This is a genomic window from Oxalobacteraceae bacterium OTU3CINTB1, assembly GCA_024123955.1.
In the GTDB taxonomy this organism is placed as follows: domain Bacteria; phylum Pseudomonadota; class Gammaproteobacteria; order Burkholderiales; family Burkholderiaceae_D; genus Rugamonas.
The window spans coordinates 307765-333340 of sequence record CP099652.1 but is presented as its reverse complement, the minus strand read 5'-3'; the positions used below and the strand labels follow the sequence as shown (position 1 = coordinate 333340).

The 25576-nt window shown below is 61.9% G+C and carries 22 protein-coding genes; 10 read left to right on the top strand and 12 right to left on the bottom strand.

Translation table 11 applies throughout. From position 1 onward, the window contains the following. Positions 1–94: 94 nt before the first annotated feature. From NHH73_01365 to NHH73_01355, 3 genes are all read right to left on the bottom strand, one after another. Positions 95–2218, bottom strand: coding sequence for an EAL domain-containing protein (locus NHH73_01365; GenBank protein ID USX26976.1), 2124 nt, complete (start codon positions 2216–2218; stop codon positions 95–97). Between the two features lie 78 nt (positions 2219–2296). Beyond that, entirely contained in the window at positions 2297–2725 is a 429-nt protein-coding gene (locus tag NHH73_01360; GenBank protein USX26975.1) for a YiaA/YiaB family protein, read from the bottom strand. Positions 2726–2793: 68 nt separating this feature from the next. After that, entirely contained in the window at positions 2794–3732 is a 939-nt protein-coding gene (locus NHH73_01355; protein USX26974.1) for a DUF808 domain-containing protein, read from the bottom strand. A gap of 173 nt (positions 3733–3905) precedes the next feature. Here NHH73_01355 and NHH73_01350 point away from each other — a divergent pair, with 173 nt between their 5' ends. Together NHH73_01350 and NHH73_01345 are read left to right on the top strand one after the other, a co-directional pair. After that, the gene (locus NHH73_01350; GenBank protein USX26973.1) at positions 3906–4547 is read left to right on the top strand and encodes a LysE family transporter; all 642 of its coding nucleotides are present in this window, start codon (positions 3906–3908) and stop codon (positions 4545–4547) included. 104 nt (positions 4548–4651) lie between these two features. Continuing rightward, a complete protein-coding gene (locus tag NHH73_01345; GenBank protein USX26972.1) occupies positions 4652–6646 on the top strand; it encodes a hypothetical protein in 1995 nt (664 codons plus the stop codon). A 362-nt stretch (positions 6647–7008) separates the two neighbouring features. On the opposite strand, the gene NHH73_01340 is transcribed toward NHH73_01345, so the two are convergent. Then, complete coding sequence (locus tag NHH73_01340) at positions 7009–7500, bottom strand: phage regulatory CII family protein (protein USX26971.1); 492 nt, start codon at positions 7498–7500, stop codon at positions 7009–7011. Between the two features lie 86 nt (positions 7501–7586). On the opposite strand from NHH73_01340, the gene NHH73_01335 reads away from it, so the two are divergent. The 4 genes from NHH73_01335 to NHH73_01320 all read left to right on the top strand — a co-directional run bounded on the left by NHH73_01335 (position 7587) and on the right by NHH73_01320 (position 10439). After that, a complete protein-coding gene (locus NHH73_01335) occupies positions 7587–8456 on the top strand; it encodes a hypothetical protein (GenBank protein ID USX26970.1) in 870 nt (289 codons plus the stop codon). A 1-nt stretch (position 8457) separates the two neighbouring features. After that, a complete protein-coding gene (locus tag NHH73_01330; GenBank protein USX26969.1) occupies positions 8458–9243 on the top strand; it encodes a YjfK family protein in 786 nt (261 codons plus the stop codon). 37 nt (positions 9244–9280) lie between these two features. Beyond that, positions 9281–10075, top strand: a complete 795-nt coding sequence (locus NHH73_01325; protein ID USX26968.1) for a hypothetical protein — start codon at positions 9281–9283, stop codon at positions 10073–10075. 88 nt (positions 10076–10163) lie between these two features. Next, on the top strand, positions 10164–10439 hold the full coding sequence (locus tag NHH73_01320; protein USX26967.1) for a DUF493 family protein: 276 nt from the start codon (positions 10164–10166) through the stop codon (positions 10437–10439). Here the strand turns inward: NHH73_01320 and gcvA are convergent. After that, a complete protein-coding gene (gcvA, locus tag NHH73_01315) occupies positions 10432–11334 on the bottom strand; it encodes a transcriptional regulator GcvA (GenBank protein ID USX26966.1) in 903 nt (300 codons plus the stop codon). The genes NHH73_01320 and gcvA overlap by 8 nt on opposite strands. A 258-nt stretch (positions 11335–11592) precedes the next feature. Here gcvA and lipB point away from each other — a divergent pair, with 258 nt between their 5' ends. The 4 genes from lipB (at position 11593) to NHH73_01295 (ending at position 18428) form a co-directional block, all read left to right on the top strand. Beyond that, positions 11593–12321, top strand: coding sequence for a lipoyl(octanoyl) transferase LipB (gene lipB, locus NHH73_01310; protein ID USX29760.1), 729 nt, complete (start codon positions 11593–11595; stop codon positions 12319–12321). Continuing rightward, on the top strand, positions 12311–13303 hold the full coding sequence (gene lipA / locus NHH73_01305) for a lipoyl synthase (protein USX26965.1): 993 nt from the start codon (positions 12311–12313) through the stop codon (positions 13301–13303). Before lipB ends, lipA begins: the two co-directional genes overlap by 11 nt. A gap of 938 nt (positions 13304–14241) precedes the next feature. Continuing rightward, positions 14242–15933: a site-specific DNA-methyltransferase gene (locus NHH73_01300; GenBank protein USX26964.1), complete on the top strand. Its 1692-nt coding sequence runs from the start codon at positions 14242–14244 to the stop codon at positions 15931–15933. Positions 15934–15941: 8 nt separating this feature from the next. Continuing rightward, positions 15942–18428: a DEAD/DEAH box helicase family protein gene (locus NHH73_01295; GenBank protein ID USX26963.1), complete on the top strand. Its 2487-nt coding sequence runs from the start codon at positions 15942–15944 to the stop codon at positions 18426–18428. 135 nt (positions 18429–18563) lie between these two features. Here the strand turns inward: NHH73_01295 and NHH73_01290 are convergent, their stop codons facing one another. The 7 genes from NHH73_01290 to NHH73_01260 all read right to left on the bottom strand — a co-directional run bounded on the left by NHH73_01290 (position 18564) and on the right by NHH73_01260 (position 25523). After that, the gene (locus tag NHH73_01290; protein USX26962.1) at positions 18564–18941 is read right to left on the bottom strand and encodes a hypothetical protein; all 378 of its coding nucleotides are present in this window, start codon (positions 18939–18941) and stop codon (positions 18564–18566) included. After that, a complete protein-coding gene (locus tag NHH73_01285; GenBank protein ID USX26961.1) occupies positions 18938–19435 on the bottom strand; it encodes a penicillin-insensitive murein endopeptidase in 498 nt (165 codons plus the stop codon). The genes NHH73_01290 and NHH73_01285 overlap by 4 nt, the downstream gene beginning before the upstream one ends. A gap of 10 nt (positions 19436–19445) precedes the next feature. Continuing rightward, the gene (locus NHH73_01280; GenBank protein USX26960.1) at positions 19446–19937 is read right to left on the bottom strand and encodes a type VI secretion system tube protein Hcp; all 492 of its coding nucleotides are present in this window, start codon (positions 19935–19937) and stop codon (positions 19446–19448) included. Between the two features lie 146 nt (positions 19938–20083). Beyond that, entirely contained in the window at positions 20084–21250 is a 1167-nt protein-coding gene (locus NHH73_01275; GenBank protein USX26959.1) for a glycosyltransferase family 4 protein, read from the bottom strand. Between the two features lie 15 nt (positions 21251–21265). Then, the gene (asnB, locus tag NHH73_01270) at positions 21266–23140 is read right to left on the bottom strand and encodes an asparagine synthase (glutamine-hydrolyzing) (protein USX26958.1); all 1875 of its coding nucleotides are present in this window, start codon (positions 23138–23140) and stop codon (positions 21266–21268) included. 110 nt (positions 23141–23250) lie between these two features. Next, entirely contained in the window at positions 23251–24351 is a 1101-nt protein-coding gene (locus NHH73_01265) for a HupE/UreJ family protein (protein ID USX26957.1), read from the bottom strand. Next, positions 24351–25523 (bottom strand): hypothetical protein, encoded by a 1173-nt coding sequence (locus tag NHH73_01260; protein ID USX26956.1) that lies wholly within the window; start codon positions 25521–25523, stop codon positions 24351–24353. The genes NHH73_01265 and NHH73_01260 overlap by 1 nt, the downstream gene beginning before the upstream one ends. Between the last annotated feature and the right edge of the window lie 53 nt (positions 25524–25576).

Here is a 25576-nt window from a genome sequence, read left to right as displayed (position 1 = left end):
ATTGTTGCTCTATCACAATAGATGCAGCCAGTGTACGGAGTCGAACCGCAAATTTTATTGATGTAGATCAAAATTCCCCGGATTGCCGCCGCGCCTAGTGGATATGCAACGGACGCAGCTGGCCGACCGCGTAGCCCTGCGCGTAGTCCACGCCCAGTTCGCGCACCACCGCCAAGGTGTCGTCGTCCTCCACGTATTCGGCCACGGTGCAGATGCCCATCACGTGGCCGACCTCGTTGATCGCCTTGACCATGGCGCGGTTGATGGAATTGTTGGCGATGTCGCGGATGAACACGCCGTCGATCTTGAGGAAGTCGACCGGCAGCGCCTTCAGGTAGGCGAACGACGACAGGCCGCTGCCGAAGTCGTCGAGCGCGAAGCGGCAGCCGAGCGCCTTGAGCCGGCTCATGAAATCCTGCGCCTTGACCAGGTTGGCGATGACGGCCGTCTCGGTGATCTCGAAGCAGATCTGCCCTGGATCGACGTTGTGCTCGGCGAATTGCGCGAGGATATAGTCGTGCAAGCCTTCGTCGCCCAGCGACGTGCCCGACAGGTTGATCGAATACTGGCCGGAATACCGGTCCGGTCCGGGCTGTTGCGTGCCGTCCGCCTGGATGTTCGCGTCCGCCGCCACCTTGCTCTCGCGTACGTTGCGCACGTGGCGGCACACGGCGCGGATCACCCAGCGGTCGATCGCGGCCATCATGTCGTAGCGTTCGGCGGCCGGGATGAAGGCGCCCGGCAGTATCAGCTCGCCGGGGTCGGACTGGATGCGGATCAGCACTTCGTCGTGCACTTCGCCACGCGTGCCGAGGCCGACGATGGGTTGGGCGTACAGCCGGAAATACTGGTGCTCGAAGGCTTCGTTGAGGCGCGACACCCATTGCATCTCGCCCTGGCGGCGCGCCAGCCGCAAGTCCGATTCCTGGTACAGGTGGACGCGGTTGCGGCCGCGCTCCTTGGCCACGTAGCAGGCCTGGTCGGCGGCGATCAGCAGTTCGGTCATCGATTTGCTGTGGCGGTTGATCTCGACCACGCCGATGCTCACGCCCAGCTCGAACGTGCGGCTGTCCAACACGAAGCGGAAATTCTTGATCGACTGGCGGATGCCGTCGGCCACCAGCAGCGCCTGATCCGGCGGGCAGTGCGGCAGCAGCACGCCGAGCTCGTCGCCGCCGAGGCGGGCCAGGATGTCGCTGTCGCGCATCTCCGTCTGCAGCATCTTGGCCAGCAGTTGCAGCAGCAGGTCGCCGGCGCTGTGGCCGCAGGTGTCGTTGACGATCTTGAACTGGTCCAGGTCCATGTACAGCAGCGCGTGCACATGGTCCTCCTCCTTGGCGCTGTGCAGCGCGTGGGCGATCTGCGCCTCGAATTCGCGCCGGTTGATCAGGCCGGTGAGCATGTCGTGGCTGGCGTTCCACGACAGCTGCTTGCTCAGCTTGCGCTCGTGGCTGACGTCGCGGAACACCACCACCGCGCCCAGCAGCTCGCCCGCGTCGGACCAGATCGGCGCGGCCGATTCCTCGACCGCGATGCGGCGCCCCTCGCGCGTGACCAGCTGGTTTTGCGACGGCATGTTGATGGTCTGGCGCAGGCGCAGGCATTGCAGCGCGGCGTGCTCGGCCAGCGGGGCGTCGTTGTCGTCGATCAGCGGCAAGGTGGTGCCGATGTCCAGGCCGTGCACCTCGTCGTTGCTCCAGCCGGTCAGTTGTTCGGCGATGCGGTTCAGGTATTGGGTCTTGCCGTGTTCGTCGGTGGTGATGACGCCCTCGCCGATCGAGCGCAAGGTGACGGCGGCCTGCTCGCGCGCGCGGGCGGCGTCCTGTTCGATCCGCTTGCGTTCGGTGATGTCCCAGACGATGCCGAGCGTGCCGGTGGGCTGGCCGTGCTCGTCGTAGAACACATGGGCTTTGGCGGCCAGCCAGTGGTGGCTGCCGTCCGGCCAGGCGACGCGGTATTCGACGTCGTAGCCCGAGCCGCAATCGACCGCCTCCTGCATGGTGTTGAGCAGGTAGTCGCGGTCCTCGTGATAGACGAATTGCAGAAAGTGCGAGAACGGCTGGGCCAGATCGCCGGGAGGCAGTCCCAACAAACCGGTGCCCCACCCAACCCAGTGGACGACGCTGTTGATCACCTTGCCATCCGTGATGTGCGAATCCCAGATGGTCATGCGCGCGGCGTCTAGCGCCATGCGCAAATGGCGCTGAATGATATCCATACCTCGTTTGCTCCAAAAGCCAGGCTTACAGCATTTAGAACAAGCCCAAAGCAAAAAGTTCGACGAGAAGCGGCCGGATTATTTGGTGTCGACCGGGCCGGCGGCCTGTTGTTTGACGGCGCTGATGTCGCGCACGTTCTTTTGCACCGCCACCGCGCCGAACAGGCCCAACAGGAACGCCATGGCGTAAAAGCCTTTTTCGCTCATGGTCAGGGTCGCGTTCATCAGGCCGACGGTCAACAGCAGCAAGGTCAGCATCAGCGACAGCCAGCACAGGCCGAAATACAGGCCGCTGACGGGCGTGCCCTCGGCGCGGTCGCGCACCGATTTCTGCAGCGAGACGGCGGCGAACAGACCATACATCAGGATGGTGAAGTAATACCCCTTTTCGTTGAGCTGCATGCTGGCGTTCCACAGGCCGATCATGAAGGCCGACGCCCCGGCCAGCAGGGCGATCCACGAGGCGGCGACGAAGGCGGGGGTGGGGCCGGGTTGGGGTTGGGCCATGGGGACTCCTTGCTGGTGGGGGAAGGCGGCGCCGGGCCGGCGCGCGCTTTCCCATCAAACCAGAAGAGTCAGGCCGGCTTCTTGACCGCGCGCAAGAGTTTGCCGCCGAGGGTGACCACCACCAGCGCCAGCGCGCCGGCGATGACGCCGGCCACGGCGTCGATCACGCTGGGCGTGATGAAGCCCAGCACCGGTCCCAGAGCCGGGACCGCCGCCGCCACTTCGGTGGCGTGGTGGACGATGTCGTGCGTGCCCGGCGTGCCGTGCACCAGGATGCCGCCGCCGACCATGAACATGGCGGCCGTGCCGACCACCGACAACAGCTTCATCAGCCGTGGCGCGGCCGCCAGCAACACGTTGCCCAGCGCGCGGACGGCGCCGTTGGCCCGCTGGCTCAGGTACAGGCCGGCGTCGTCCATCTTGACGATGGCGGCGACGATGCCGTACACGCCCACCGTCATCACCAGCGCGATGCTGACCACCACCATCGCCTGCTTGGCGAACGGCTCGGCCGCCACCGTGCCCAGCGCGATGACGATGATCTCGGCCGAGAGGATGAAGTCGGTGCGCACGGCGCCCTTGATCTTGTCCTTTTCGATGGCCACCATGTCGGCGTTCGGATCGTTGAGCGCGGCGGTCAGCTGTTGCCTGTGCTGCGCGTCTTCTTCCTTGTGCATGATGCTGTGGGCAATCTTCTCGAAGCCTTCGAAACACAGGTAGAGGCCGCCGACCATCAGCAGCGGCGTGATGGCGGCCGGCATGAAGGCGCTGATCGCCAGCGCGGCCGGCACCAGGATCGCCTTGTTTTTCAGCGAGCCGAGCGCCACCGCCCACACCACCGGCAGTTCGCGGTCGGCGCGCACGCCGGCCACTTGCTGCGCGTTCAGCGCCAGATCGTCGCCCAGCACGCCGGCGGTTTTCTTGGCCGCCACCTTGCTCATCAGGGCGACGTCGTCGAGGATGGTGGCGATGTCGTCGATCAGCGCGAACAGACTGGAGCCGGCCATCTTAGCGGCTCCCTTGCGGGGTCGGGGTGGTGGTAGGGGTCATTGGTTGTCCTTGGTAGCCAGCAATATTAAAGGAGCAATATTAACCCAGAGGCAGGGCACGGCGATATGGCTTCACAGCTACAATGTGCGTTGCCTCGCAGCGCCGCTGCGACCTACACAATGGATCACGTATGAGTTTTGCCACCTGGATGGGTTTTTTCATTGCCGCCTGCATCATCGCCGTGTCGCCCGGCTCGGGCGCGGTGTTGTCGATGTCGCACGGTCTGTCGTACGGCGTGCGCCGTGCCAGCAGCACCATTATCGGCCTGCAGACCGGCCTGCTGCTGGTGTTTTTCATTGCCGGCGCCGGGGTCGGCTCCTTGTTGCTGGCGTCCGAACTGGCGTTCAATGTCGTCAAGACGGTGGGCGCGCTGTACCTGATCTACCTGGGCCTGAGCCAGTGGCGCGCCAAGGTGACCATCGGCGAACAGAAAACCCTGGCCGAAGTGGTCGTGCCGTCGGCGCGCAAGCGGTTTTTGACCGGCTTCCTGACCAACGCCACCAATCCCAAGGGCATCATCTTCATGGTGGCGGTGTTGCCGCAGTTTATCAACCAGCACGCGCCCCTGCTGCCGCAGTTGCTGATCCTGGCGGCCACCATGTGCTGCATCGATCTGGTGGTGATGCACAGCTACGCCTATCTGGCGTCGTCGATGCAGCGCTTTTTCCGCGACGCCAGCGCCGTCAAAAAGCAAAACCGGGTGTTCGGCGGCCTGTTGATGGGCGTGGGCGCGGCGCTGTTCTTCGTCAAGCGGGGCGGCGCCAGCACCTGAGGTACCACCACCTGAGGTATGATTTACTTTGCAATTATTTGTAACCCCGGTAGTCGAATCGCGGCCTGCGGCGTTATAGGTGAAGTAAATAGAGGAGCGCTGCCATGAGCCGCAAGATCATCCCGTCCGTCGTGCTGGCCGCTTTGGCCGGCTTCAGCTCGCTTGCACTGGCCGACCCGCCCGCAGTGGTGGGGCGGATTTCGGCCGTCCAGGGCCAGGTGACCCTGGTGAGCAACGATCCCAACGGCGACAGCGAACCGGTCGCGGCCTCGCTGAACTGGCCGGTCACGGGCGCCAACCATATCAATACCGCCGGCGGCGCCCGCACCGAATTCCGGGTCGGTTCGACGGCGGTGCGGCTGGACGGCGATTCCGACCTGGAAATCACCGACATGGACGAGGATTTGTTGCGGCTGCGCCTCAATTACGGCAGCGTCAGCATCCGCGTGCGCAGCCCTGAGCTGCTGCGCGACTTCGAGCTGACCACGCCGCAGGCGCGTGTCACGATGCTGGAGCCGGGTTTGCTGCGGGTCGATGCCGAGCGCGTCGCCGATACCAGCCAGGTTAGCATGGTGGGCGGCAGCGCCAGGGTCGAGGGCGGCGGTTCGTCGGTGGTGGTGGGCAACGGCCGCCAGGTCGACATCAGCGGCGAAGACGTGCGCACCAGCGTGGCGCGGCGCGACGGCTTCGATGTCTGGGCCGACGAGCGCGACCGGCAGGCGGAGGCCGTGGTGACGTCCCGCTATGTGTCGAGCGGCATCACCGGCTACGAGGAACTGGACCGCAACGGCAGCTGGACCGAGAGCGCAGAATACGGCCCGCTGTGGGCGCCGCGCAATGTCGCGGTCGACTGGGCGCCCTACCGCGACGGCCGCTGGACCTGGCTGGCGCCGTGGGGCTGGACCTGGGTCGACAACGCCCCGTGGGGCTACGCGCCGTCGCATTACGGCCGCTGGGTGACGGTCAACCGCCGCTGGTTTTGGGCGCCGGGCCGTCCGGTCGGGCGTCCCGTGTGGGCGCCGGCGCTGGTCGGCTGGGTCGGCGGCGACGGGTTCGGGCATCAGCGCGGTCCCGGCCTGGGCTGGTTCCCGCTGTCGCCGCGCGAGCGCTACGTGCCGAACTACCGGGTCTCGAACCATTACGAGGACCGCATGACGTGGCGCTACAACGGCAAGCCGTACCGGCCACGGTCCGACCGGCCTGAGCGCCGCGACGGCGTGACGATGTTGCCGCGCGATCAATTCGAGGGCCGCCACACGGTGCCGGTCAATCGCGGCGGCGTGGTGATTCCGCCGGCCAACCTGGTTAAGAACGCGGTGACGGTGGCGCCGCCGCCGCCGGCCCTGAGCACGCGGGTGGGCGAACCCGGCCGGCGGCCGTGGCCGGACCGCGACGGCGATGGACGGCCGGACCGCGTCGGGCGCAACGACGGCAACAACCGTTTCGAGCGCAACGACCGTTTCGAGCGCAACAACGGCCAGCAGCCGGGGCGGGTGATCACCGCGCCGTCGCAGCCACAGCCGCAAGTGCAAATCGGCCAGGGCCCCGGGCGTCCGCAGACCACCACCACGCTCGCGCCGGGACAGTTCGGCACGCCGAACGCGCCGGCGCAGACGATCAATCCAAACGATGTGGGCATCGAGCTGCGGCCGGGTTACCGTCCCCGTCCGCAGAATTCGGTGCAGCCGGGCGCGATGCCGGCGCCGATCTTGCAGGTCAACCCGAACCGCGACCGTTTCAACCGCGACGACGACAACGGCCGCCGGCCATCGCGTCAGCGCGACGATGTGCGGGAAGCGCGTGAGCGTGAGCAACGCGATCAACGGCCGGCGTTCCAGCCGCAGCAGCAAACGCAGCCGCATCAAGTCCAGGTGCAACCGCAGCGGCCGTCGCAGCCGCAGCAGTTCCAGCCGCCGCAGCAGCAGTTCCAGCCGGCGCCGCGTCCATCGCCCCCGCCGCAGGCAAGCCAGCCGCAGCCGCAAGTGCATCAACCCCAGCCGCAAGCGCAGCCCCAGCCGCGCCCTCAACCGGCGCAACGCAACGAGGGACAAGGCCAGGGCCGCAACAACGGCAACCGGCCGACCCACAACCTGCAGTGAGCGACGGTTTAACCCGGAAAATGGCAGTTCAGGCAGCAAAAAATGCAGTTCGTCACAATCGGCTGGCAGTGGTCCACCGCTTTGCATACAGTAGCAACATTGCAAAACGGTGGCAGCGCGAAGACAAGGACGAGATCGTCCGCCGCGCAAGGCCGTCGGGACCGCATCCATTTGCCCTGCTATTTTCTAGGTAATTCCCGAGAGAGAATAGTCTTCGCCAGCCTACGGGCTGGCTTTTTTTTGCCCCCAAATCCGGGGTCAGGTCCACTTTTTCTACACGGACTAAGCTGTAGGGCGCGATTCTCCGCTCTACTGTTCAGCTTGTGTAGAAATGGTGGACCTGACCCCGGAGTTGTTTTGGATTAGCCGGGGTTGCGGGCGGCTTTTTGGCGCAGGCGGGCGCGCCATTCTCCCAGCGCCGATAGCGCGCCCTGGAATTCGCGCTCGATCAGGTCGGCCTCGGCGGCCGTGACCTTGCCGTCCATCAGCGCCGTCGAGACCGCTTCGGCCACCGATCCCACTTGACTCATCACCTTGCACACCGTTTGCGAGAGGTCGTCGTCGCCGATGCTTTCCGGCAGCGGGACGACGAACGCGGCCATGCCGTGGCGCGTCAGCAGCGCGTGCAGCGGCAGGTGCGCCTCGGCCACGCCGGCACGGTGGCACAGGTCGACCACCGCCGACACTTCCTCGAACGACGGATAGTGCGAGGCGATCGTCGGCGCCAGCTTGTTGCGCAGCACGTTGACCGAGATGCCCATCGCTTGCGCAAGCGCGTCGATGCCGCCGGGATAGCTGCGCGCCACCTTGTAGAGCGCGTCGTGTTGGTTCATGTCCAGGTATTTGCGAGTCATGGTGAAGCGTGCCTTTTATTACCGATGCATCCGCCGCAATCGGGCGCTATGCTGCTTTTTATTCAACTTGTTTGTGAAAAGACATCATGAAGCCCCTTCAATCCGCACTGTTGCTGAGCTTTTGCCTTGCACTCGGCGCCAGCGCCCCGGCGCAAGCCGAGGCCCAGCCTTATTTTGGCACATCGTCAACCTACAAAAGTGGATTTTCTTCACAAAAAGGCAATGCCGCGAGGAGCCGGCCATCGGCGCCACCGGCCGACCGCCAGAGCGGTCCTGGCGCGTTCGGCAAGGCGCCCGGCTCGCCGGCATCCGCCTATCCGCGTAACCGCCCTGCGAATGCATCGGCGGCCTCGCGCGACCTCGACCGCAGCGCGACGCAAGCCCGGGCGCTGAACAATCTGGAGGCCCGGCGCGCAGCAGGGCGCGCGCCGGCGCCGTTGCCGCCGTTGAACGATACGCCGGTGCGTCCGGCCCGGCCGGATGCGATTGCGTCCCGCAACACCGGCACCGTGCCGTCCGGCTATCCCATCGTGCAGCCGCCGCCGTCCGGCAATAGCGGTCTGATGAGCGGCGTGGTGGGATTCATGCTGGGCCGGGCGATGAGCCAGGCCAACCAGCCGGTGGCTTACCCCACATCTTCGACATCGTCGCCCTCGCCCGTGGCCGCGACCACCCCGGCCACGGCGGGCAGCGTGCCGCCGCCCATGCCGGCCATCAACCAGGCCGGCCAGATCACCGGCATGCCCGGCCTCGGCGATGCGGCTGCAGTTGATGCGCCGGCCGCCAATGCGCGCACGCCTGCGCCGCCTCAACCGTCGTTCGGCGCCAGCGTACTACGCTGGTTCGCCTGGCTGGCCCTGTGGAGCGGCATCGCCTGGGCGGCCGTGTTGGCGGTGCGCAAGGTGCGCCGGCTGCGCGCGGCCAGACAGCCCCACTATTCATTCGAGAGGAATTGAGATGAGCTGGACGGACGCTTACAACTACCTGCGCAACGGCGTGGCCAAGCTGAGCGGGGCCGACGCGCCCCGCACCGATCAGGACCTGCCGCTGCGCGCCCGCATCGGCAGCCTGGTGCGGCTGCAACAGTCGCCGCTGTTGGGCGCGCTGGCCAATGGCTCGCTGATCGCGATGCCGGACGCCGACGACAACCGCATCGTTGCCGTTTCGCAAATCCGCCTCAAGCAGACGGGCGGCCTGTACCGTTACTACCTGGACACGGGCGATGTGAACGAGAAGGAAAAGTTTTTGCAGGTGTACCAGAACGCCGAAGGCAAGGTGGCCGAGGTGATGTATTGCACCCAGCTGGCGCGCGTGATTCCCGAGACGGTGGAAGACCAGGAGGCCTACATGGGCCTGGCCAACGCCGGCTTGGGCGACCGCAGCTATACCTTGTGGCGCGCCCAGCTGAGCGACATCGGCCTGGACGAGGCCGACCTCGACCTGGTGTTCGGCGCCGACGAGGGCGTCGACTACTGGCGCGACGCCGGCAGCGACGACGAGGACTTCATCGCGCCCTTCTCCGGCACCGAGACCCGGATCGACAACCCGAGCGGCAGCCTCGGTTTACGCCAGGAAATGTATTTCATGCCGTACGTGCGCCAGCTGCGCGACGGCGGCAGCGAATATTTGCTCATCACGACTGAAATCATCAGCAGCGTGAACGGCGATGCATCGAAGCGCGGGATCCATGTCGACTTTGTCATCGGCATCCCGGTGGAGCAGGAACGCATCGTTATCCAATGATGCGCATTTTTAACTTCAATGTAGAAGGAAGAACGATATGAGCAACTCGAATGGCTGGGGTTTGACCGCGCGCCTGATCTCCAAACACTTTGGCGCCTTGGGGGACCGCGTGTCCGAGGCGATCGCCAATTTTGATCCGGAAACGGCGACCGAGGCCGACCGCGACCGCCTGGCCGACAGCCTGCGCAGCACCGCGCAAAAGCTGGCGGCCGCCCGCGCCTCCTTCAACAAGGAGGCGGCGGACGTGGTCAAGCTGCGCCAGCTGATCGCCACCGACGAGCAGGCCGCCGGCACCCTGGCCGACCGCCTCGCCTCTGGTAAGATTTCCGAGGCGACGATCACCCTGTTCTGCGACGAGCTGGAGGCCAACAAGCAGCGCATGCCGCAGGAGTTGCAGGAGGAGGCCGACGCCCGCCAGTACATGGACGAGCTGCAAACCATCGTCGACGCGCTGTCCAAGCAACTGGCCGAGTTCGATTCGGCGGCGAAGAAGGCGATGCAGGCGCTGGCCAGCGCGCGCGCCCAGCAGGACTTGCAGGAGTTGCGCGCCGAGCGCCAGGCCCAGCTGGCCGGCCTGTCGGGCATGCGCGGCAATTCGAGCGCCCTCAACGCGCTGTCCCGCCGCGCCCAGGCCATCAACAACGAGGCGGCCGGCCTGAAGATCGTCACCGACATCGGCCAGCGTCCTTACGAGCAGGCGGCCGAGCTCGAAGCGATCCGCAAATCGGTGACCCAGCCCGGCCTGGGCAACGAGTCGGCGCTGGCGCGGCTGCAACGGCTGTCGGGCCAGCAGGCCGCCGCGCCGGCCGCGCTGGAGATGGGCAAATCGTAAGCCACGCGGCGCTTACCGTGAATTCGCTACAATAGAGGCCGGTGGCATCGTGTTGATGCCGCCGGTTTTCTTTTTGATTGGAATGAATATGCAAGCGATCCCGCCGTCAGAGTCCCTCATCGAATACCCGAGCGACTTCCCGATCAAGGTGATGGGGCCGACTCATATCGACTTCGCCCCGACCATCGTGCTGGTCGTGCAAAAGCACGATCCGGAATTCCACGAAGGCAAAATGGAAGTACGGCCGTCGGCCAAGGGCAACTACACCGGCCTGACCGTGACCGTGCGCGCCGTCAGCCGCGAGCAGCTCGACGCGCTGTATTCCGAACTGTCGGCGCACCCGATGGTGAAGATCGTCATGTAAGTTGCTGGCGCTGGAAGGCGGCTATCTCTTCCAGCAACCAGTCGCGGAACGCCACCACCTGCGGCCTGTCGGCCGAGGCGGCCGGCGCGACGAAGAAATACTCATCCGGGCAGGGTGTGGCGATATCGAACAGCCGCACCAGTTGCCCGGAGGCGATCTCCTGCATCGCCACCATATGGCGCACCAGCGCCACCCCGTTGCCATCGGCGGCGGAGCGTATCAGCATCGACAAATCTTCGAACATCACTCCGCCCGACGGCTCGGCCATGTCGACGCCTGCCGCCCTCAGCCATGGCGACCAGGGCTCGACCGAGCGCAGCAGCGTCTGCTGCGGCAGGTGTTGCGGCGTTGCCGGCAGGGCGCCGTCGCGATAGTGGGGACTCACTACCGGATAGTAGACGTCGCCCATCAGCCGCTCCACCACCATGCCCGGATAGTCGCCCCGGCCAAAACGGATGCCGACATCGATGCCGTCGCGCGCCAGATCCTGCAGTTGCCCGCTCGACTGCAGCACCACCTCTATATCGGGATGCAAGTCGATGAACCGCCCCAGCCGGGGCGCGAGCCAGCGCGCCGCGAACGACGGAATCGACGTCACCGTCAGCCGCTGGTTGACGCTGGCCGCCCGCATCGCGTCGGCCGCAGCGGCAATATCGGCAAAGGATTTGCCTAAAAACTGGGCAAATTTGAGCGCGTCGCTGGTTATTTTCACCTGTCGGCCGTGACGCACGAACAGCGGCCTGCCCAATTCCTGCTCCAGCGCCCGGACCTGATGGCTGATCGCGCCATGCGTCAGATGCAACTCTTCCGCCGCCCGCGAGAAGTTCTCGTGCCGGGCCGCCGCCTCGAAGGCGCGCAAAGCGGAAAAATTGGGCAGGCGGCGGCTGGCGCTCATCAGGTCGGCATGCTGTGGATAACTATGTGAATAAAATTAGCAGGAATCACGAAAATATAACGTTATACAGGCGCTACGGCAAGGTGTGGCATGTGAATAAATCTAGCCAAGCCGGCGGCCGTGTATCGACGAGCCGAAAAAATTGCAGGATGATGCCGCCGTCCAATGCAAGGTCGGTCGATGCAGCAGTGGCCGCCGGGTCATCAGCCGGGCTGGCCGCCTTCAGCCCCGCTTTGCCGGCTGATTTATAATGGCGGCATGACGTCTCCTACCCAAATCGGGCCGGCGCTGATCCGCCACCTCGGTCTCGCCGACTACGACAGCACCTTTGCCGCGATGCGCGCCTTCACCGACGCGCGCACGCCGGACACCCGCGACGAACTGTGGATCGTCGAGCACCCGCCCGTTTTCACGCTGGGCCTGGGCGCCGACCGTGGCCACCTGCTGGCCGGCGCGTCCGCCATCCCCGTGGTGCAGACCGACCGGGGCGGCGAAGTCACTTACCACGGCCCCGGCCAGGTGGTGATTTACATGCTGATCGACCTGCGCCGCAACAAGCCCGGCGGCAAGCTGTATGCCCGGCAATTCGTCCATAAAATCGAGCAGGGGATCATCAATGTATTAGGGGCGTATAATCTCGTCGGTGAGCGCGTTGAAGGCGCGCCGGGCATTTATATGGCCGGCGGGCCGAAGCGAGGCGCCAAAATCGCCGCGCTCGGCTTGAAAGTGCGCGGCAACGGTTGCACCTACCATGGGCTGTCGCTGAATGTGGCGATGGATTTGGCCCCGTTTTCCTGGATTAATCCTTGCGGCTATGCCGGGCTGGAAACAGTCGATATGCGGTCCGTCGGCGCCCAGGCGCAATTGTCGGACGTGCAACAGCAACTGGCCGACGAACTGATACGCGTCCTGGCTCTTGTAGAACCAGCAGCAATACACGAACAACCAAACTATGCCCGCGAGGGCACGCAGCCAAATGACCACTGAGACCACCTCCAGCATTGCCCCCGCTTACAACCCGAGCGAAAAGCAAAAAGGCGCCAGCAAGACCGCGCGCATCCCGATCAAGATCGTGCCGATCGAGCAAGTTGAGCGTCTGAAGAAGCCGGAGTGGATCCGCGTCAAGGCCGCGTCGGCCTCGACCCGTTTCTACGAGATCAAGGACATCCTGCGCGAGAACAAGCTGGTCACCGTCTGCGAAGAAGCGAGCTGCCCGAACATCGGCGAATGCTTCGGCAAGGGCACCGCCACCTTCATGATCATGGGCGACAAGTGCACCCGCCGCTGCCCGTTCTGCGACGTCGGCCACGGCCGTCCCGATCCGCTGGACAAGGAAGAGCCGGGCAACCTGTCGCGCACCATCGCCGAGCTGCGCCTGAGCTATGTGGTCATCACCTCGGTCGACCGCGACGACTTGCGCGACGGCGGCGCCGGCCACTTCGTCGAGTGCATCCAGAACACCCGCGCGCTGTCGCCGAAGACCCAGATCGAAGTGCTGGTGCCGGACTTCCGCGGCCGCCTGCAAAAGGCGCTGGACATCTTCAAGGACGGCCTGCCGGACGTGATGAACCACAACCTGGAAACGGTGCCGCGCCTGTACAAGGAAGCGCGTCCGGGTTCGGACTACATGCACTCGCTGCAACTGCTCAAGGAATTCAAGGAGCTGTATCCTGAAGTCAAAACCAAGTCGGGCATCATGGTCGGCCTGGGCGAGACCGACGAGGAAATCCTGCAAGTGATGCGCGACATGCGTGAGCACAACATCGACATGCTGACCATCGGCCAGTACCTGGCGCCGTCGAACAGCCACCTGCCGGTGCGCCGCTACGTGCACCCGGACGTGTTCAAGATGTTCGAGGCGGAAGCGTACAAGATGGGCTTCAAGCACGCCGCCGTCGGCGCCATGGTGCGCAGCTCGTACCATGCGGACGAGCAGGCGCATAACGTGCTGGCCGCCGTCAACGAGTAATCACCCGCACTGCCGGGTGGTCACGGATCGTGGCCACCTGCGCTTCTCAGTCCCCAGCATTTCAACGATGCGCTAGCTCTCGATGGGCTGGATGTTAGGGGCACAATCCTGTCCATCTCTCTCTGAGCGGCGTCATGTCGCCTCATATCAAATCGCCGCAGGCGTGGGCTATAATTTGAAGTCACGTGGGAGACTATCATGACAAAGTCTAGCGCTACTCGCTCATCCGCTTCAGGCCGCTTCAGCATAAAATATTCCGCCAACTCGGAGTTGGCGACATTTCGAGCTATTGTCTCGGACTTGAAGAAGAATCCCGCCAAGCTTCGTGCTGTCGCAGTGAAAGCGGGCATATCGACGCTGACTGGAAAGCTAAAAAAAGCTTACGGGGGTTAGAATCGATACCGGATCCCGCTAGGCCATTCAAAAAATGCATCCCTCGATATGTCATCAGCCGTACTCCAATCCGTCCTGACCTGAACCCGCCGACCTTGGTCGCCCGCTAGGATGTCGTTTTACTGCGCGGCCAGCTTGATACCATCACGATCCCATCCATATTTGCTTTCGGTGGCGAGCATATCGTTGCGGGCGGCCCCTTCTGCCTCAAACTACGCAACAGGAGGGTTACTGCCTTGGTGGTCGAGTTGGATTTCTCGGGATCGCTCAAATTGCCCCTGTTGCCTCTCTCTCAATGCCGCGCCACCGCAGAAAGCAGAGGAGATTATTGGGCCTAAGGTATGCAATGTTGCAAAAATGTAAATCAACAGACCGTGCGCCGGTTTTACTCGGATTGCGCTCCAAGGATTGAGGTTGAAGAGCGAAAGCTCGGCGCTTATATTCCTGAGAATCATACTATCCGTCACTGTTGAGCGCCCTTCTTCCCTTTCCTGTTTCATAGCGGAAGAGTTAAGATGGAATCTTGAAAAAAAGTGAGATAGCTAGTGAATTACGACGATTTGACGAGAGAAGAGTTGCTTGCAGTGTTACAGAGGCGCGATGCCTTGGCCCGCTACGGACTGCGTTGGGAACGCGACGGTATCGCGCAAGATAAGTCTCTCAACCGCGACTTCGTCGGGTTCGAGCTAGACAAAGAACAATCGGTGGGTCCCGGACCTTGGACTAACTTGGTAGTAGAGGGCGACAACTTTGACGCCCTACGTCACCTTGTGACGACGCATGCCGGACAGGTCAAACTCATCTACATTGACCCACCATATAACACCGGCAGGAAAGATTTTGTCTACAACGACAGCTTCTTTGAACCGACCAACCGGTACCGGCACTCGACGTGGCTGGAGTTCATGTACCAGCGTTTGCGATTGGCCAAAGACCTACTTGCAGAGGATGGCGTTATCTTCGTATCGATTGATGACAACGAGTTGTTCAATCTTGGGCTGCTCATGAACCAAGTGTTTGGCGAAAATAATTTCATCGCAAACGTCATCTGGCAAAAAGTCTATTCACCAAAAAATACAGCCGTCCATTTTTCGGATGACCACGAGTACATCCTTGTCTATGCCGCAGACCGCGACCGCTGGCGCCCGAACCCGTTGCCCCGTTCTGCCGAGCAAGACAAAGCGTATAAGAATCCAGACAACGACCTTCGGGGTCCATGGAAGCCCAGTGACCTGACAGCACGCAATTATTATGGCGAAGGTCGGTATCCTATAACTTGTCCATCAGGCAGATTAATTGAAGGTCCTCCAGCCGGGACCTATTGGCGCGTGTCGCGCTCGAAATTTGATGAGCTAAATGCCGATAGTCGAATCTGGTGGGGCAAAGATGGGAACAACATCCCAGCCATGAAGCGCTTCCTTTCTGAAGTTAAGCAAGGTGTAGTGCCACAGACTCTTTGGACCTACGATGCCGTTGGTCATACTCAGGATGCAAAAAAGCAGCTAAACGACATACTGCCCAAAGAGCGTAATGAGGACGTATTCTCAACGCCAAAGCCGTTGCAGTTGATGGACCGCATTCTGCGCATGGCGACTAAGCCGGGCGACCTGGTTGTCGATTTCTTCGCCGGTTCAGGAACCTTGGCGCAAGCTCTCCTAGCCTTAAACAAGGAAGACGATGGCCAACGCAAGTTTGTATTGGTATCAAGCACAGAAGCGACAGCAGAAAGTCCAGAACGTAATCTTTGCAGAGACGTATGCGCGGCACGGGTGCGAAATGCTATCGAAGGGTACGAAAATGGGAATGGAAAAAGCGTTGCGGGGTTAGGCGGCAATTTCGCCTATGTGAAAGCCTTACGTGTGCCAATGCATCGTCTGGAAGAAGGTATCACTGACAGTATGGCGTGGAATTTTGCGCTGCAAGCTTGCGGCCATCCGTTGACGCCCGTTACTCCACGCCTCGCCGTATCTGTCTTGGGGGAACACATGGTGGCTTATTGCTGCAACGTCAAAACTGCAACGCTCGACGAGCTACAGACTGCAATCTCTCAACATAATGGGGTCGTTGTAGTCCTGACTTGGGCACCTGCGGTTGTCACCGAACGGCTTCAGGAGTTCTCGCAGCGTATTAGAGTAGTGTCAGTACCGTACGACCTCCACCGTGCTTTCAAGCAAGGTAACGTACGCGAAGCGCAAGAAGAACAATTTGAGGAAGTACATCAGGGAGACGTCGGATGAGTCGCATAATGCCGCTTAAATTCCAAGCTAAACATATTGAGGCGTTGGTTGCTCGATTCGACGACATGAAAGCAGTTTATGACTCTTTGGGACCTAAGCCTGTTTCAAAGCAAGTGACCTTGGCGCGGAAAAATGGTGCTTGCGTTATGCTTCAAGCACCTACCGGTATTGGCAAGACGTTGATGGCTTGCGAATTGTTAGCAGAGTTCTCAGCTAAGGACCGGGTCATCTGGTTCTGGTTCGCGCCATTCACCGGCGTCCTTGCACAGGCAAAAGCGACGTTAGCTCGCCAAGCTCCCTCGCTTAATTTGCTAAGCATCGAATCAGATCGTAGTCCCGAGAAGCTGTCCGACGGCAGCATTTTTGTATTGTCGTGGCAGACGGTCGCTGCACGAAGTAAAGAGAGTCGGCTAGCTCGGCAGGATAGTGACGCGGGGTGGTCCATTGATGACCTCATAGGTGCTGCACGGGCACAGGGCTATCGTATCGGCGTTGTCGTTGATGAAGCCCACCACGGCTTCGTCCGCGCCGCAGAGGCTGGGCGTTTTTTCACCGAAGTACTGGCGCCAGATTATGTACTCTTAATGACTGCTACGCCGAGAGATACAGATGCCGCAAAATTTGCGACTCAGACCGGATACCGCATTGGTCCGCAAAGCGAGTGGGCGTCGATCTCTCGTCATGAAGGTGTCGACGCGCAACTACTCAAACGTTCTGTAAAGGCGGTACGTTTTATTAGCCAGAATGCGGACGATGCTCAACTGATTGCCTATGAAGAGGTCGCGCTCTCCGAGTGCGCGGCCATGCATCGACTTATAAAGAAAACTCTTGCGGACGAGCATATTAGCCTCACACCATTGATGTTGGTGCAAGTACCAAACGGCGGGCAGGCCATTAAGGACGCAAAGGCATACTTGGTAAATGTTTTAAAGTTTCCTGAATCGGCTGTGCGAGAGCATACTGCCGATGAGCCGGACCCTAATCTGGATGCGCTGGCGAATGACCCTAGCGTGGAGGTGATTCTTTTTAAGATGGCAATTGCTACGGGCTTTGACGCTCCGCGAGCTTTCACTTTAGCGGCGTTACGCGGAGCACGCGACGCAGATTTCGGCGTGCAGGTTGTCGGCCGTATTATGCGCGTTCATCGCAGCCTTCAAGGCCGATTGGACTTGCTGTCAAAACTGCTTAGCTATGGCTATGTCTTCTTAGCTAATAGCGCGGCGCAGGAGGGACTACTGAGTGCGGCGGCACAAATCAATCAAATGCCTGAGCAAATGGCCCAAGCTGGCGCATCCACTGTCGTTACCGTGGTCGCGGGCGAAACTGTTGTGCAAGTGGTTAAGCCTGGCCAGTCTCTGACCTTGCTACCCGAGCCGGATGCATACCCAGTCAAAACGGCACCGCAAGAATTGACAGGGACGGTAATGGCCGACAATCCATCGCAGCTTCTCACCAAGCAGTCTCCGTTATTCGCATTGCTAGCAACACCGCCTTCCGATTTTTCGCCTGGTTACAAGGACGGGCACACGGCACTAACGAAAGCGTTTGAGCTAGACGCGCAAAACGACCAGCGCTTCGTCTATGCGCGACGCGAATACATGCCACACTCCTTAGTGACGGAGACCTTGCCCGCTGTCCCAGACGATTTTGAAGAGCGATTGGTGAGCTGTATTGACTTCGCAAAAGTGCTTGGTGACCGCCTTAAGGTACGCTCCAAAATGACCGAGCGTACCACTGACGTATTTGACGCCAGTACCGTTGTGGAAGACCGCGACATCTGGGCGCAGGTATCGACCCCGATGATTGCTGCAAAGGCTCGTCAATTGGCGTTCGAATTCGATGATGTGGACCGCAGGGAGATGCTCCAAGCACTAAAAACTCGTTTTCACAGCACCTTGATAGCGGAGGGTCATATCCCTCCAGCAATCGATGAAGAGCTAACCCATCAGCTTGAGTTAGTTCTTGTGCGTAATCCGAACTTGGTTAAAGAGGCTCATAAACGCATGCGTGCTGAGCAGGTACATGCCTCGAATGTTCATCTCCCCGACAGCCTGGTAAGCGATGTTCCGTTAGAGTCCGCTGCGAGAAATATATTCGGCGTTTTCCCCGCAGACATGAGCCCGCAGGAGCGTGAATTCGCGGAGCAACTTGACACATCAACTGATGTAATTTGGTGGCACCGTAACCCGGTTCGCAAGCCGTCGAGCGTGGCGCTATATAAATGGGCTGACGGCATGGGGTTCTTCCCTGACTTTGTATTGCATCTTAAAGAGCGAGTCGAAGGCGGTGGAGTGGCGTTAGCTGAAGTTAAAGGTGCACACCTGCAATATTACGACCGAGCTAAAGCGGCTGCCGCGCATATCACGTACGGACGCGTGTTCATGATTGGTAAGGAGGCGGGCAAAGATGGTAGCTTCCGTTTCTGGAGAAAAGTCAACGACGACACGCTTGCTGATGATGGAAAGTTTGAAGTGCCACGAATGCGCTATTCCTAAGGCCAGTAGTCAAAATTAGGCCTATCGCAAAGAATATTAAGCGGCGTACAAGCGTTACTGTGCGCCGTCCGATGGATAGGCGACTGCATCCTCCTTTACTTTGCTCTGCTGAGATGAACACTAATTTAGCCGTGGTTAACAGACCGAGCCATTCATGCTTTTCCCGGTTTTAAGGTCAATGCCGATAAAGCACTGATAGCCGTTCTCCTTTGTATAGGAGCAATCGAGGTGACCCTTGCGCCGTTCCCGATAATTCGGATCGGAGCTACATGCATCCTTCACATTGGGGCCGATCTGGTCGAACAGGTCTTTCGCTGCACGACCAGTCAGCACGACCAAAGCCTGCTTGTCGGAGGATGTCGGCGGCTGCCTCTCTGACGGCGAACCTGAATAGACTTGGTACCGCCCGCTGAAAGGTTTGAACTCTGGCGTCCATTCTTGTTTTTTTTCTGCCGCCGAAGCGGCTGAGAATAGCGCAAGCGCACCGATAATGCAGAGGACGGGAACATTCATGGCATCACCTTGAGATCGACGTGAAAGTGGTCATCATGCCTTGTCAGAGACTTCACGCGGCTGCCGCCAATGGCCTGCTGTACCTTGTCGTCGTTAAAGTAGATGATCTTCACCATCGGATGATTCGCAAAAAGACGAATAAGCTTGGTGGTGGCCTCGCGGTCGTAGGCCGAATCAAACCGCGTTAAACTGGCACCTTGGCCCACCACCTTGTCCTTTCGGACAGGTCGAATGTCCACCTCTATCCCCTTTTGATGGCTGCGGTGTCCGTCGTACGGTAGCCCGCCAGCGATGCTGATGTTTCCGATGCCGAACTTCCGATCATCAATAGCTTGCCACTCGCGCTCGATGTAGAAGATCACGGAAAGCAATCGGGGGCTAGCGTACTGCGCCCGTCCCCGATCGGGCGTCCCGTACACATAGTAACCGGCGTCTTCCGGTGTCTGCGGCAGTATGAAGTAGCCGCGTGAATCCTTTGGTTGGACTTCGAGCATGGCGGCTCCCTTACGCACACTTATTGCAGGCCAAATCCCAGCCGCCGGTTGTGCTGCCGCCGGTGCCGCCGCCGATTTTCTGCTGTGTGTACTTCCACTTTACCTTTGAGAACCGCAGTCCGATGTCGTCCTGTACCAGGCCGCTTTCACTCATCTGCTGATCCATGTTGGCGATCATGACGTTCTCTAATTCAACCACGTAATACTTGACCGGATTACCCTCGCCGTCAGCACGCATAAACTCTAAAGTGGCCTTTGGGATTGTTTTACCCATCGAGCAGGTTTGCATCAGTATCGGCGACGCTAAGTCTGCAACTTTAGAAAACGACAGGGTTCTGTGCTCGCAGCGTTCGGCCGTGTGGCCGCCTCCAGATGATGCGGTGGCGCTTCGAGGTTGCACAACACCCCAATGCGCTACCGTGAGTTCGATCCACCCCTTATGCGCTGCATCGGCTGATTCGCCATTGATCCCGTCTATTTTCAAGTATGCGTCGGTTGCCATGTTACCTCCGAAAGTGGTTTGAGAAAATTCCAAGCCTATTGTGGCGCGATCTCCACCAGTAAAAATTGGTGCGCCTCAAGCCAAGGTAATTGAGCAAGGATTTTTGTACGTATGGCCGCAAGACTCCTTCGCCGAATCCGAAGTAGTCACAGCTTTTGCCCGCCGAGCCTGACCTCCCCGGTATCTGGCACCTCCGCCAGAATGTCTGCATAGAGCGCCACCAGCTTGGCGCCTTCCCAATCCCACCGGTATTTGCTTTCGGCCGCGCGCCTGCCGTTGCGGCCCATCGCGTCGGCCTCCTCGGGATGCGTCAGCAGGTAGTTGATCGCCTTGGCGATCGCGTTTGGATTTTCGGGATCGACGCAGATGCCGCATTCGGCGTCCTCCACAATGCCGCGCCACAGCGGAAAGTCCGAGGCGATCACCGGTACGCCGGCCGACATGTATTCGAACAGCTTGATCGGCAGCGCATTGACGAAGTTCGGCTCCGGCTTCAACGTCACCAGGCCGCACAGGCTGCGCGCCATGATCTCGCCCACCTTTTGCCGGTCGACGAAGCCGTATTCCTCGACCTGATGCCAGCCGCGATAAGCCCGGAGTTCCACCCGCAACGCGGGCGGGTCGAAGGCGCCGGCCAGCAGCAGTTTGACCGGCACCATCTCCAGCGCCTGGATGATGTGGCGGATGCCGCGCATCTCGTTGATCGCGCCGACATAGCAGACGCTGTCGCGCGGGAACGCGGTCAACACCGTCGCTGGCGCGGCGGCAAGCTCGTTGATGGCCGGATAGTTGTGGACCACCGCCACCCGCGCGGCGCTCTTGTCGAACAGCGCGCCGATGTACGGCGTGGCCGCGACCATGGCGGCGAAGCGCCGCGCCGCGAAGTGCTCCACCGCGCGCGCGACCGAGCCGATGACGTGGCGCAGCGGCCTCGGTATCCATTGCTTCGAGTGGATGTCGGCGCGCAGGTCCTCATGCAGGTCGTAGATGACCTTGCGGCCCTGCCAGCTCAGCAGCAAGCCATACGGAATCAGCTCGGGATCGTGAAAATGATAGACGTCGGCGTTGAGCGCCTTGGCGGTCCGGTAGCAGCGCCAACTGTGCGCCACCATGCGCCGCAAACGCCCGCCCGGCAGCGCGGTCAGCGGATGGATGGTGACGCCGGCGCCGGCCGCCTCGGCGACTTGCGTCGCGTCGGCGCCGATGACCAGATGCACGTCGAAGCCGGCCTGCGCGAGCGAGACGCATTGCTTGCGGTAGATGCGGATGTCGAGGCCGGGATGCACCGACGAAAAATGGCAGATTTTTTTCATGGCACGGCTCCGTCGCTAGGCCGCCAGCCTGGACGCCCCGGTCTGCCGGCGCGGCACGCGTGTCGGATCGACCAGCCATGTCAACAGCAGCGCTTCATCGAGCAGGTCCGGGTCCCGCGACAGCGCTTCGTCCGACAGCAGCGTGTCGAGCTGTTGGCTGTTTTTGAGCGGCCCCTGCAATGCCGTCGCATGGTCGAAGATGGTCCCGCGCAGCGCCGCCCCGATGCCCTGGGTGATCCAGTTCTGCGTGACGTCGAAGCCGCGCTTCTTGCGGTTGAGCCGCACGGCGTCGGGCACCAGGCCCTTGGCCGCATGGCGCAGCATCCATTTGCCGTAGCCGTTGGCGATCTTCATGCGCGTCGGCAGCGCCAGCGCGAATTCGATCAGGCGATAATCCATGAACGGCAGCCGGGTCTCGATGCCGTAGCCCATCGAGTTGCGGTCCTCGTAGCGCAGCAGGGTGGGCAGGCTCCATTGCTGGATGTCCTCGATCTGCCGGTCCGGCAGCGAGATCCCGGCCTCGCCCCACAGGTTGTGCGCGCCCGGCTCCCAGTCGAGCAGGCGGAACGCGGCCGCCTTGCGCTTGCCGCCCTTGTAGCGATTGAGGTTTTGCCAGTACATGCGCGCCTGGCCAGCCTCGTGCGCGAGCATCAGGCCCAGCGAATACATCAACCGCAGCGCGCCTTTCGGCTCGCGCCGGTGCAGCGTCTCGCGCAGCGCGATGACGATGAACTTGCGGTAGCCGGCGAAGATCTCGTCGCTGCCTTGCCCGCCCAGCAGCACCTTGAAGCCGGCTTTGCCGACCTCGCGGAACACGGCGTTCTGCGCGATCGGGCTCATGCCCGAAAACGGCGCCTCCTGGAAGGCCATGGTCTTCTCCAGCACCTCGTACAAGTCCCAACCGCTGTAGCGCGGCCAGACGTAGGTGACGTCGATGCCGGTGGCCTTGGCCAGCGATTGCGTGCCGGGGCCTTCGGACGTGCGTTCGGACGGCGAGCCGAACGAGAACGCGTGCGTGTCGGCGCCGTGGCGTTGCATCATGCAGGCGATAGCAGCCGAATCCAGGCCGGCGCTCAACGACACGGCCACCGGCACGTCGCTGCGCAACCGCAACTGCACGGCGCTGTCGAGCAGCCGGCGGCATTCTTCGAGCAGGTCGGCGTCACCGGTGTGCGCCATGGCCTCGCGCCGCCGCGCCACCGCGTCGCGCAGCGAGTACCAGCGGCCTTCGGCGATGCCGATGCATTCGGGTGACAGCTGGAATTTGACCCAGCATCCGGCGCCGACCGCGTTCACGTGTTTGTAGGGCGAGCCCGATTGCGCGGTTTCATAGGCTTTGTAGCGTACGCCGCGCGCGCAGTAGTCGGTGTCGATGTCGGTGCCAACCGCGCTGGCGATGCTGGCGACCGACGAGCCGAAGACGATATCGCCATTCTGGCAGCGACCCCACAGCAATGGCTTGACGCCGAAGCGGTCGCGCACCAGCCAGAGCTCGCCGGTCTTTTCGTTTAACGCGGCAAAGGCGAACATGCCGTTGAGGCGCTGCAAGGCGTCCGGGCCCCACAGCGCCCATGCGCGCAGCAATACCTCGGTATCGCTGCCGCCGTTAAATACTTGCCCGTTGGCTTGCAGTGCTTCGCGGATTTCGCGGTAGTTGTAGATCTCGCCGTTGTAGACGATGGACCAGCCGGACGCCGCATCGACCATCGGCTGCGCGCCAAGCGCCGACAATTCGATCACCGCGAGCCTGCTGTGGGCGATGGTGACGGCGTGGCCGCGACAGGCTACCTGCCGGGCGCCGCGCGCGTCCGGGCCGCGTCCGTTGATGTAGCGAAAGGCGGCGGCCAATGCGGCAGAGTTGTCGCATTGCGGCGCGCCATTGTTGATCATGCCCCATATTCCACACATTTTTTTGTTCCCGCGATCGATGAAAGTGGCGTTGATCGTAGCTGAACAAAAAGACAACGGATGCGAGGTGGGTCAATATCGCGCGTGATCCCTCACACCTGGATGTCGAACGCACGCTCGACGAACCAGACCAATGCCACCAAGGCGATCACGGCCGAACCACCGGTGAGCGCGCGCCGGTAGAACACGGTATTTCGCAGCGTAAATGCCAGCGGCAGGAACAGTGCGACGATGCACAATTGCCCAAGTTCCACGCCGAGGTTGAATCCGAACAAGCTTGCCAGCAGCGCCGTCTTCGGCAGGCCAAGATCGATCAGCACGCTGGCGAAGCCGAAGCCGTGGATCAGGCCGAACACGAAAGCGGCGACCGGCCGCCGTCCCCGGAACAGCGGGTAGATGTTGTTGACCGCAGCCAGGATGACCGAGGCGGCGATGGCCGATTCGACAAAGCGCGACGGCAGCGAGATCAGCGACAGGCTGGCCAAGGTCAGCGTGAGCGAGTGCGCCAGCGTGAACGCCGTCACCACCTTGAGCACGTCGATGAAGGCACCGCGCAGATTGTCGGACGGCGCGGCCAGCAGCACCGCCGGCAGCAGCAGCGACAGCAGGAACAGGATATGGTCGTAGCCGATCCAGATATGCCACACGCCTTCTTTGATATAGGTGGCGAATTGCTGCCAGCGGTTCGGGGCCGTCAGCGACAAGGTCTGGCGCGCGTGCTGCGGATCGAAGATGGCGGTGGAGGTTTCGCCGTCGTGCGTCAGCCGCAGCAAGCCTTTGTGTTGCGGATCGAGGTCGGCGAAGAGGCGGTAGTCGATGCTGAGCTGTGTCACCGGTTTTTGGCAGGTGACGCCGAAGCGCATCACGCTGTAGGCGCCGTCGGTGTGGTCGTCGATCAGTTGGTCGGCGATGTTGATGGCGCACGTGCCGCTTTCGTTCGATAGCTTCAGGCGCTCCAGCGCGTAGGCGGAGATGGCGGCGTGGCGGGCGCGGATTTCGTCCCAGGTCAGTTTGCCGTCGCCATCTTGATCGAGGCCGATGGCGAAGTCCAGGTCGCGCAGGGCGATGTCCCACTGGCCGGTGATGTGATCGCCTTGCGTGGTCAGCGACAGATAGCTGTCGCTCGGCTTGTGCGCCTGCGCCGGCAGCATGGCGCCGAACAGCAGCGCGAGGAATATATAAAGACGTGCCATTATGTTCCCGTGGTGAGTTGGCGCATCAGGCGTTGCGCGGCGACGTCTTCGATCTTGTGCTGCGTTATCCAGTCGGTGACCGGCTTGGCCGCTGCGGTGTCGCGTGCCGCTACCGCCGCTTCCAGATAGATGCGCATGTCGGCCGGCTCTTTTTGTATCGCCCAGTTTTTCTTCGCCAGTGTCAGTGCGGTTGGTGCATCCCGGCGCAGCAGCAATTCAAAGCGCGCTTGCTCGCGTTGGTGCACCGTGTCGCCGCGCAGCGCGGCGGCGTCGAAGCGGGCGGCCAGCTCCTTGACATCGGCCGCCAGCACGCTGCTTTTGCCATCCTGCTGCTGCAATGCCAGCGCGCGCCGCAACAGCAGCGCGTCGATCCGCGATTGGTCGCGCAACAAGGTCAACACCTCGCCAGGCCGCTTTTGCTCCAGCAGCAGGTCGGCGTAGGCGCCCAGCAGATAGCTGTCGTTCGGCGCCATGGCCAGCGCGCTCTTGTAGCGCGCCTCGGCCACGGCGCTGTCGCCGCGCCGCTGCGCCATTTCGGCCAGCAGCGTCAACGCCCACTCCTTCAATTCCTCCGGTGCGTTGGCGCTGCGTTCCAACGTCAGCTCCAGCAACTGCTCGCTTTTGACGGAGCGGCCCGTGACCGTGCCCACATTGGCGATGCACGTCACGGTGATCAGTTCTATCGACAGCGCCGACAAATGCGCGCAGCTAGCCGTGGCGCCGGCGTAGTCGCCCTGCACCGTTTGCACGGTCGCTTGCGTCAGCCACGCCTGCGCGTTGTCCGGCTGCGCCGCCAGCACGCCTTTCAGGTCCGCCAGCGCGGGACCGAATTGATGGGTGCTTTGCAGCAGCGTGGCGCGCAGCAGGCGCACCGGTGGCGGTGGCGCGGCCTGCGACCACCACGGCGCCAGCGCGGCCTGCGCGTAGCCCAGATAGCGCGGATCGGTTTCGCTGCGGCCCAACGAAATGTAGCGCTGCGCGACGCTGGTCGCCAGCGCGACGTCGGTCGGCTTGGCGTTCAGTTCCGCGCGCAGGCTGCGCAACTGCTGCTGCACCGGATCGCCACGGCGCGGCAGCGTTTCGATCACTTGCTTGCCGCTGGACGGTATATAGGGCGCGGCTTGCGCGAGGGCGGCCGGCAATGCCAGGGCGATGATTATTGTTGTTCTCATGGGGACCTCTGAATCGATCTCTAAACGGACCTCTAAACGGCGTAAAGGGCGGA

Excerpts from the sequence above, each read along its gene's own strand:
- NHH73_01340 (USX26971.1), bottom strand. The coding sequence starts at position 7,500 with ATGACTCGCAAATACCTGGACATGAACCAACACGACGCGCTCTACAAG.
- NHH73_01345 (USX26972.1), top strand. The coding sequence starts at position 4,652 with ATGAGCCGCAAGATCATCCCGTCCGTCGTGCTGGCCGCTTTGGCCGGC.
- NHH73_01365 (USX26976.1), bottom strand. The coding sequence starts at position 2,218 with ATGGATATCATTCAGCGCCATTTGCGCATGGCGCTAGACGCCGCGCGC.
- NHH73_01350 (USX26973.1), top strand. The coding sequence starts at position 3,906 with ATGAGTTTTGCCACCTGGATGGGTTTTTTCATTGCCGCCTGCATCATC.
- NHH73_01275 (USX26959.1), bottom strand. The coding sequence starts at position 21,250 with ATGAAAAAAATCTGCCATTTTTCGTCGGTGCATCCCGGCCTCGACATC.
- NHH73_01285 (USX26961.1), bottom strand. The coding sequence starts at position 19,435 with ATGCTCGAAGTCCAACCAAAGGATTCACGCGGCTACTTCATACTGCCG.
- lipA (USX26965.1), top strand. The coding sequence starts at position 12,311 with ATGACCACTGAGACCACCTCCAGCATTGCCCCCGCTTACAACCCGAGC.
- gcvA (USX26966.1), bottom strand. The coding sequence starts at position 11,334 with ATGAGCGCCAGCCGCCGCCTGCCCAATTTTTCCGCTTTGCGCGCCTTC.
- NHH73_01320 (USX26967.1), top strand. The coding sequence starts at position 10,164 with ATGCAAGCGATCCCGCCGTCAGAGTCCCTCATCGAATACCCGAGCGAC.
- NHH73_01355 (USX26974.1), bottom strand. The coding sequence starts at position 3,732 with ATGGCCGGCTCCAGTCTGTTCGCGCTGATCGACGACATCGCCACCATC.
- NHH73_01260 (USX26956.1), bottom strand. The coding sequence starts at position 25,523 with ATGAGAACAACAATAATCATCGCCCTGGCATTGCCGGCCGCCCTCGCG.
- NHH73_01290 (USX26962.1), bottom strand. The coding sequence starts at position 18,941 with ATGAATGTTCCCGTCCTCTGCATTATCGGTGCGCTTGCGCTATTCTCA.
- lipB (USX29760.1), top strand. The coding sequence starts at position 11,593 with ATGACGTCTCCTACCCAAATCGGGCCGGCGCTGATCCGCCACCTCGGT.
- NHH73_01330 (USX26969.1), top strand. The coding sequence starts at position 8,458 with ATGAGCTGGACGGACGCTTACAACTACCTGCGCAACGGCGTGGCCAAG.
- NHH73_01265 (USX26957.1), bottom strand. The coding sequence starts at position 24,351 with ATGGCACGTCTTTATATATTCCTCGCGCTGCTGTTCGGCGCCATGCTG.
- NHH73_01325 (USX26968.1), top strand. The coding sequence starts at position 9,281 with ATGAGCAACTCGAATGGCTGGGGTTTGACCGCGCGCCTGATCTCCAAA.
- NHH73_01280 (USX26960.1), bottom strand. The coding sequence starts at position 19,937 with ATGGCAACCGACGCATACTTGAAAATAGACGGGATCAATGGCGAATCA.
- NHH73_01335 (USX26970.1), top strand. The coding sequence starts at position 7,587 with ATGAAGCCCCTTCAATCCGCACTGTTGCTGAGCTTTTGCCTTGCACTC.
- NHH73_01295 (USX26963.1), top strand. The coding sequence starts at position 15,942 with ATGCCGCTTAAATTCCAAGCTAAACATATTGAGGCGTTGGTTGCTCGA.
- NHH73_01360 (USX26975.1), bottom strand. The coding sequence starts at position 2,725 with ATGGCCCAACCCCAACCCGGCCCCACCCCCGCCTTCGTCGCCGCCTCG.
- asnB (USX26958.1), bottom strand. The coding sequence starts at position 23,140 with ATGATCAACAATGGCGCGCCGCAATGCGACAACTCTGCCGCATTGGCC.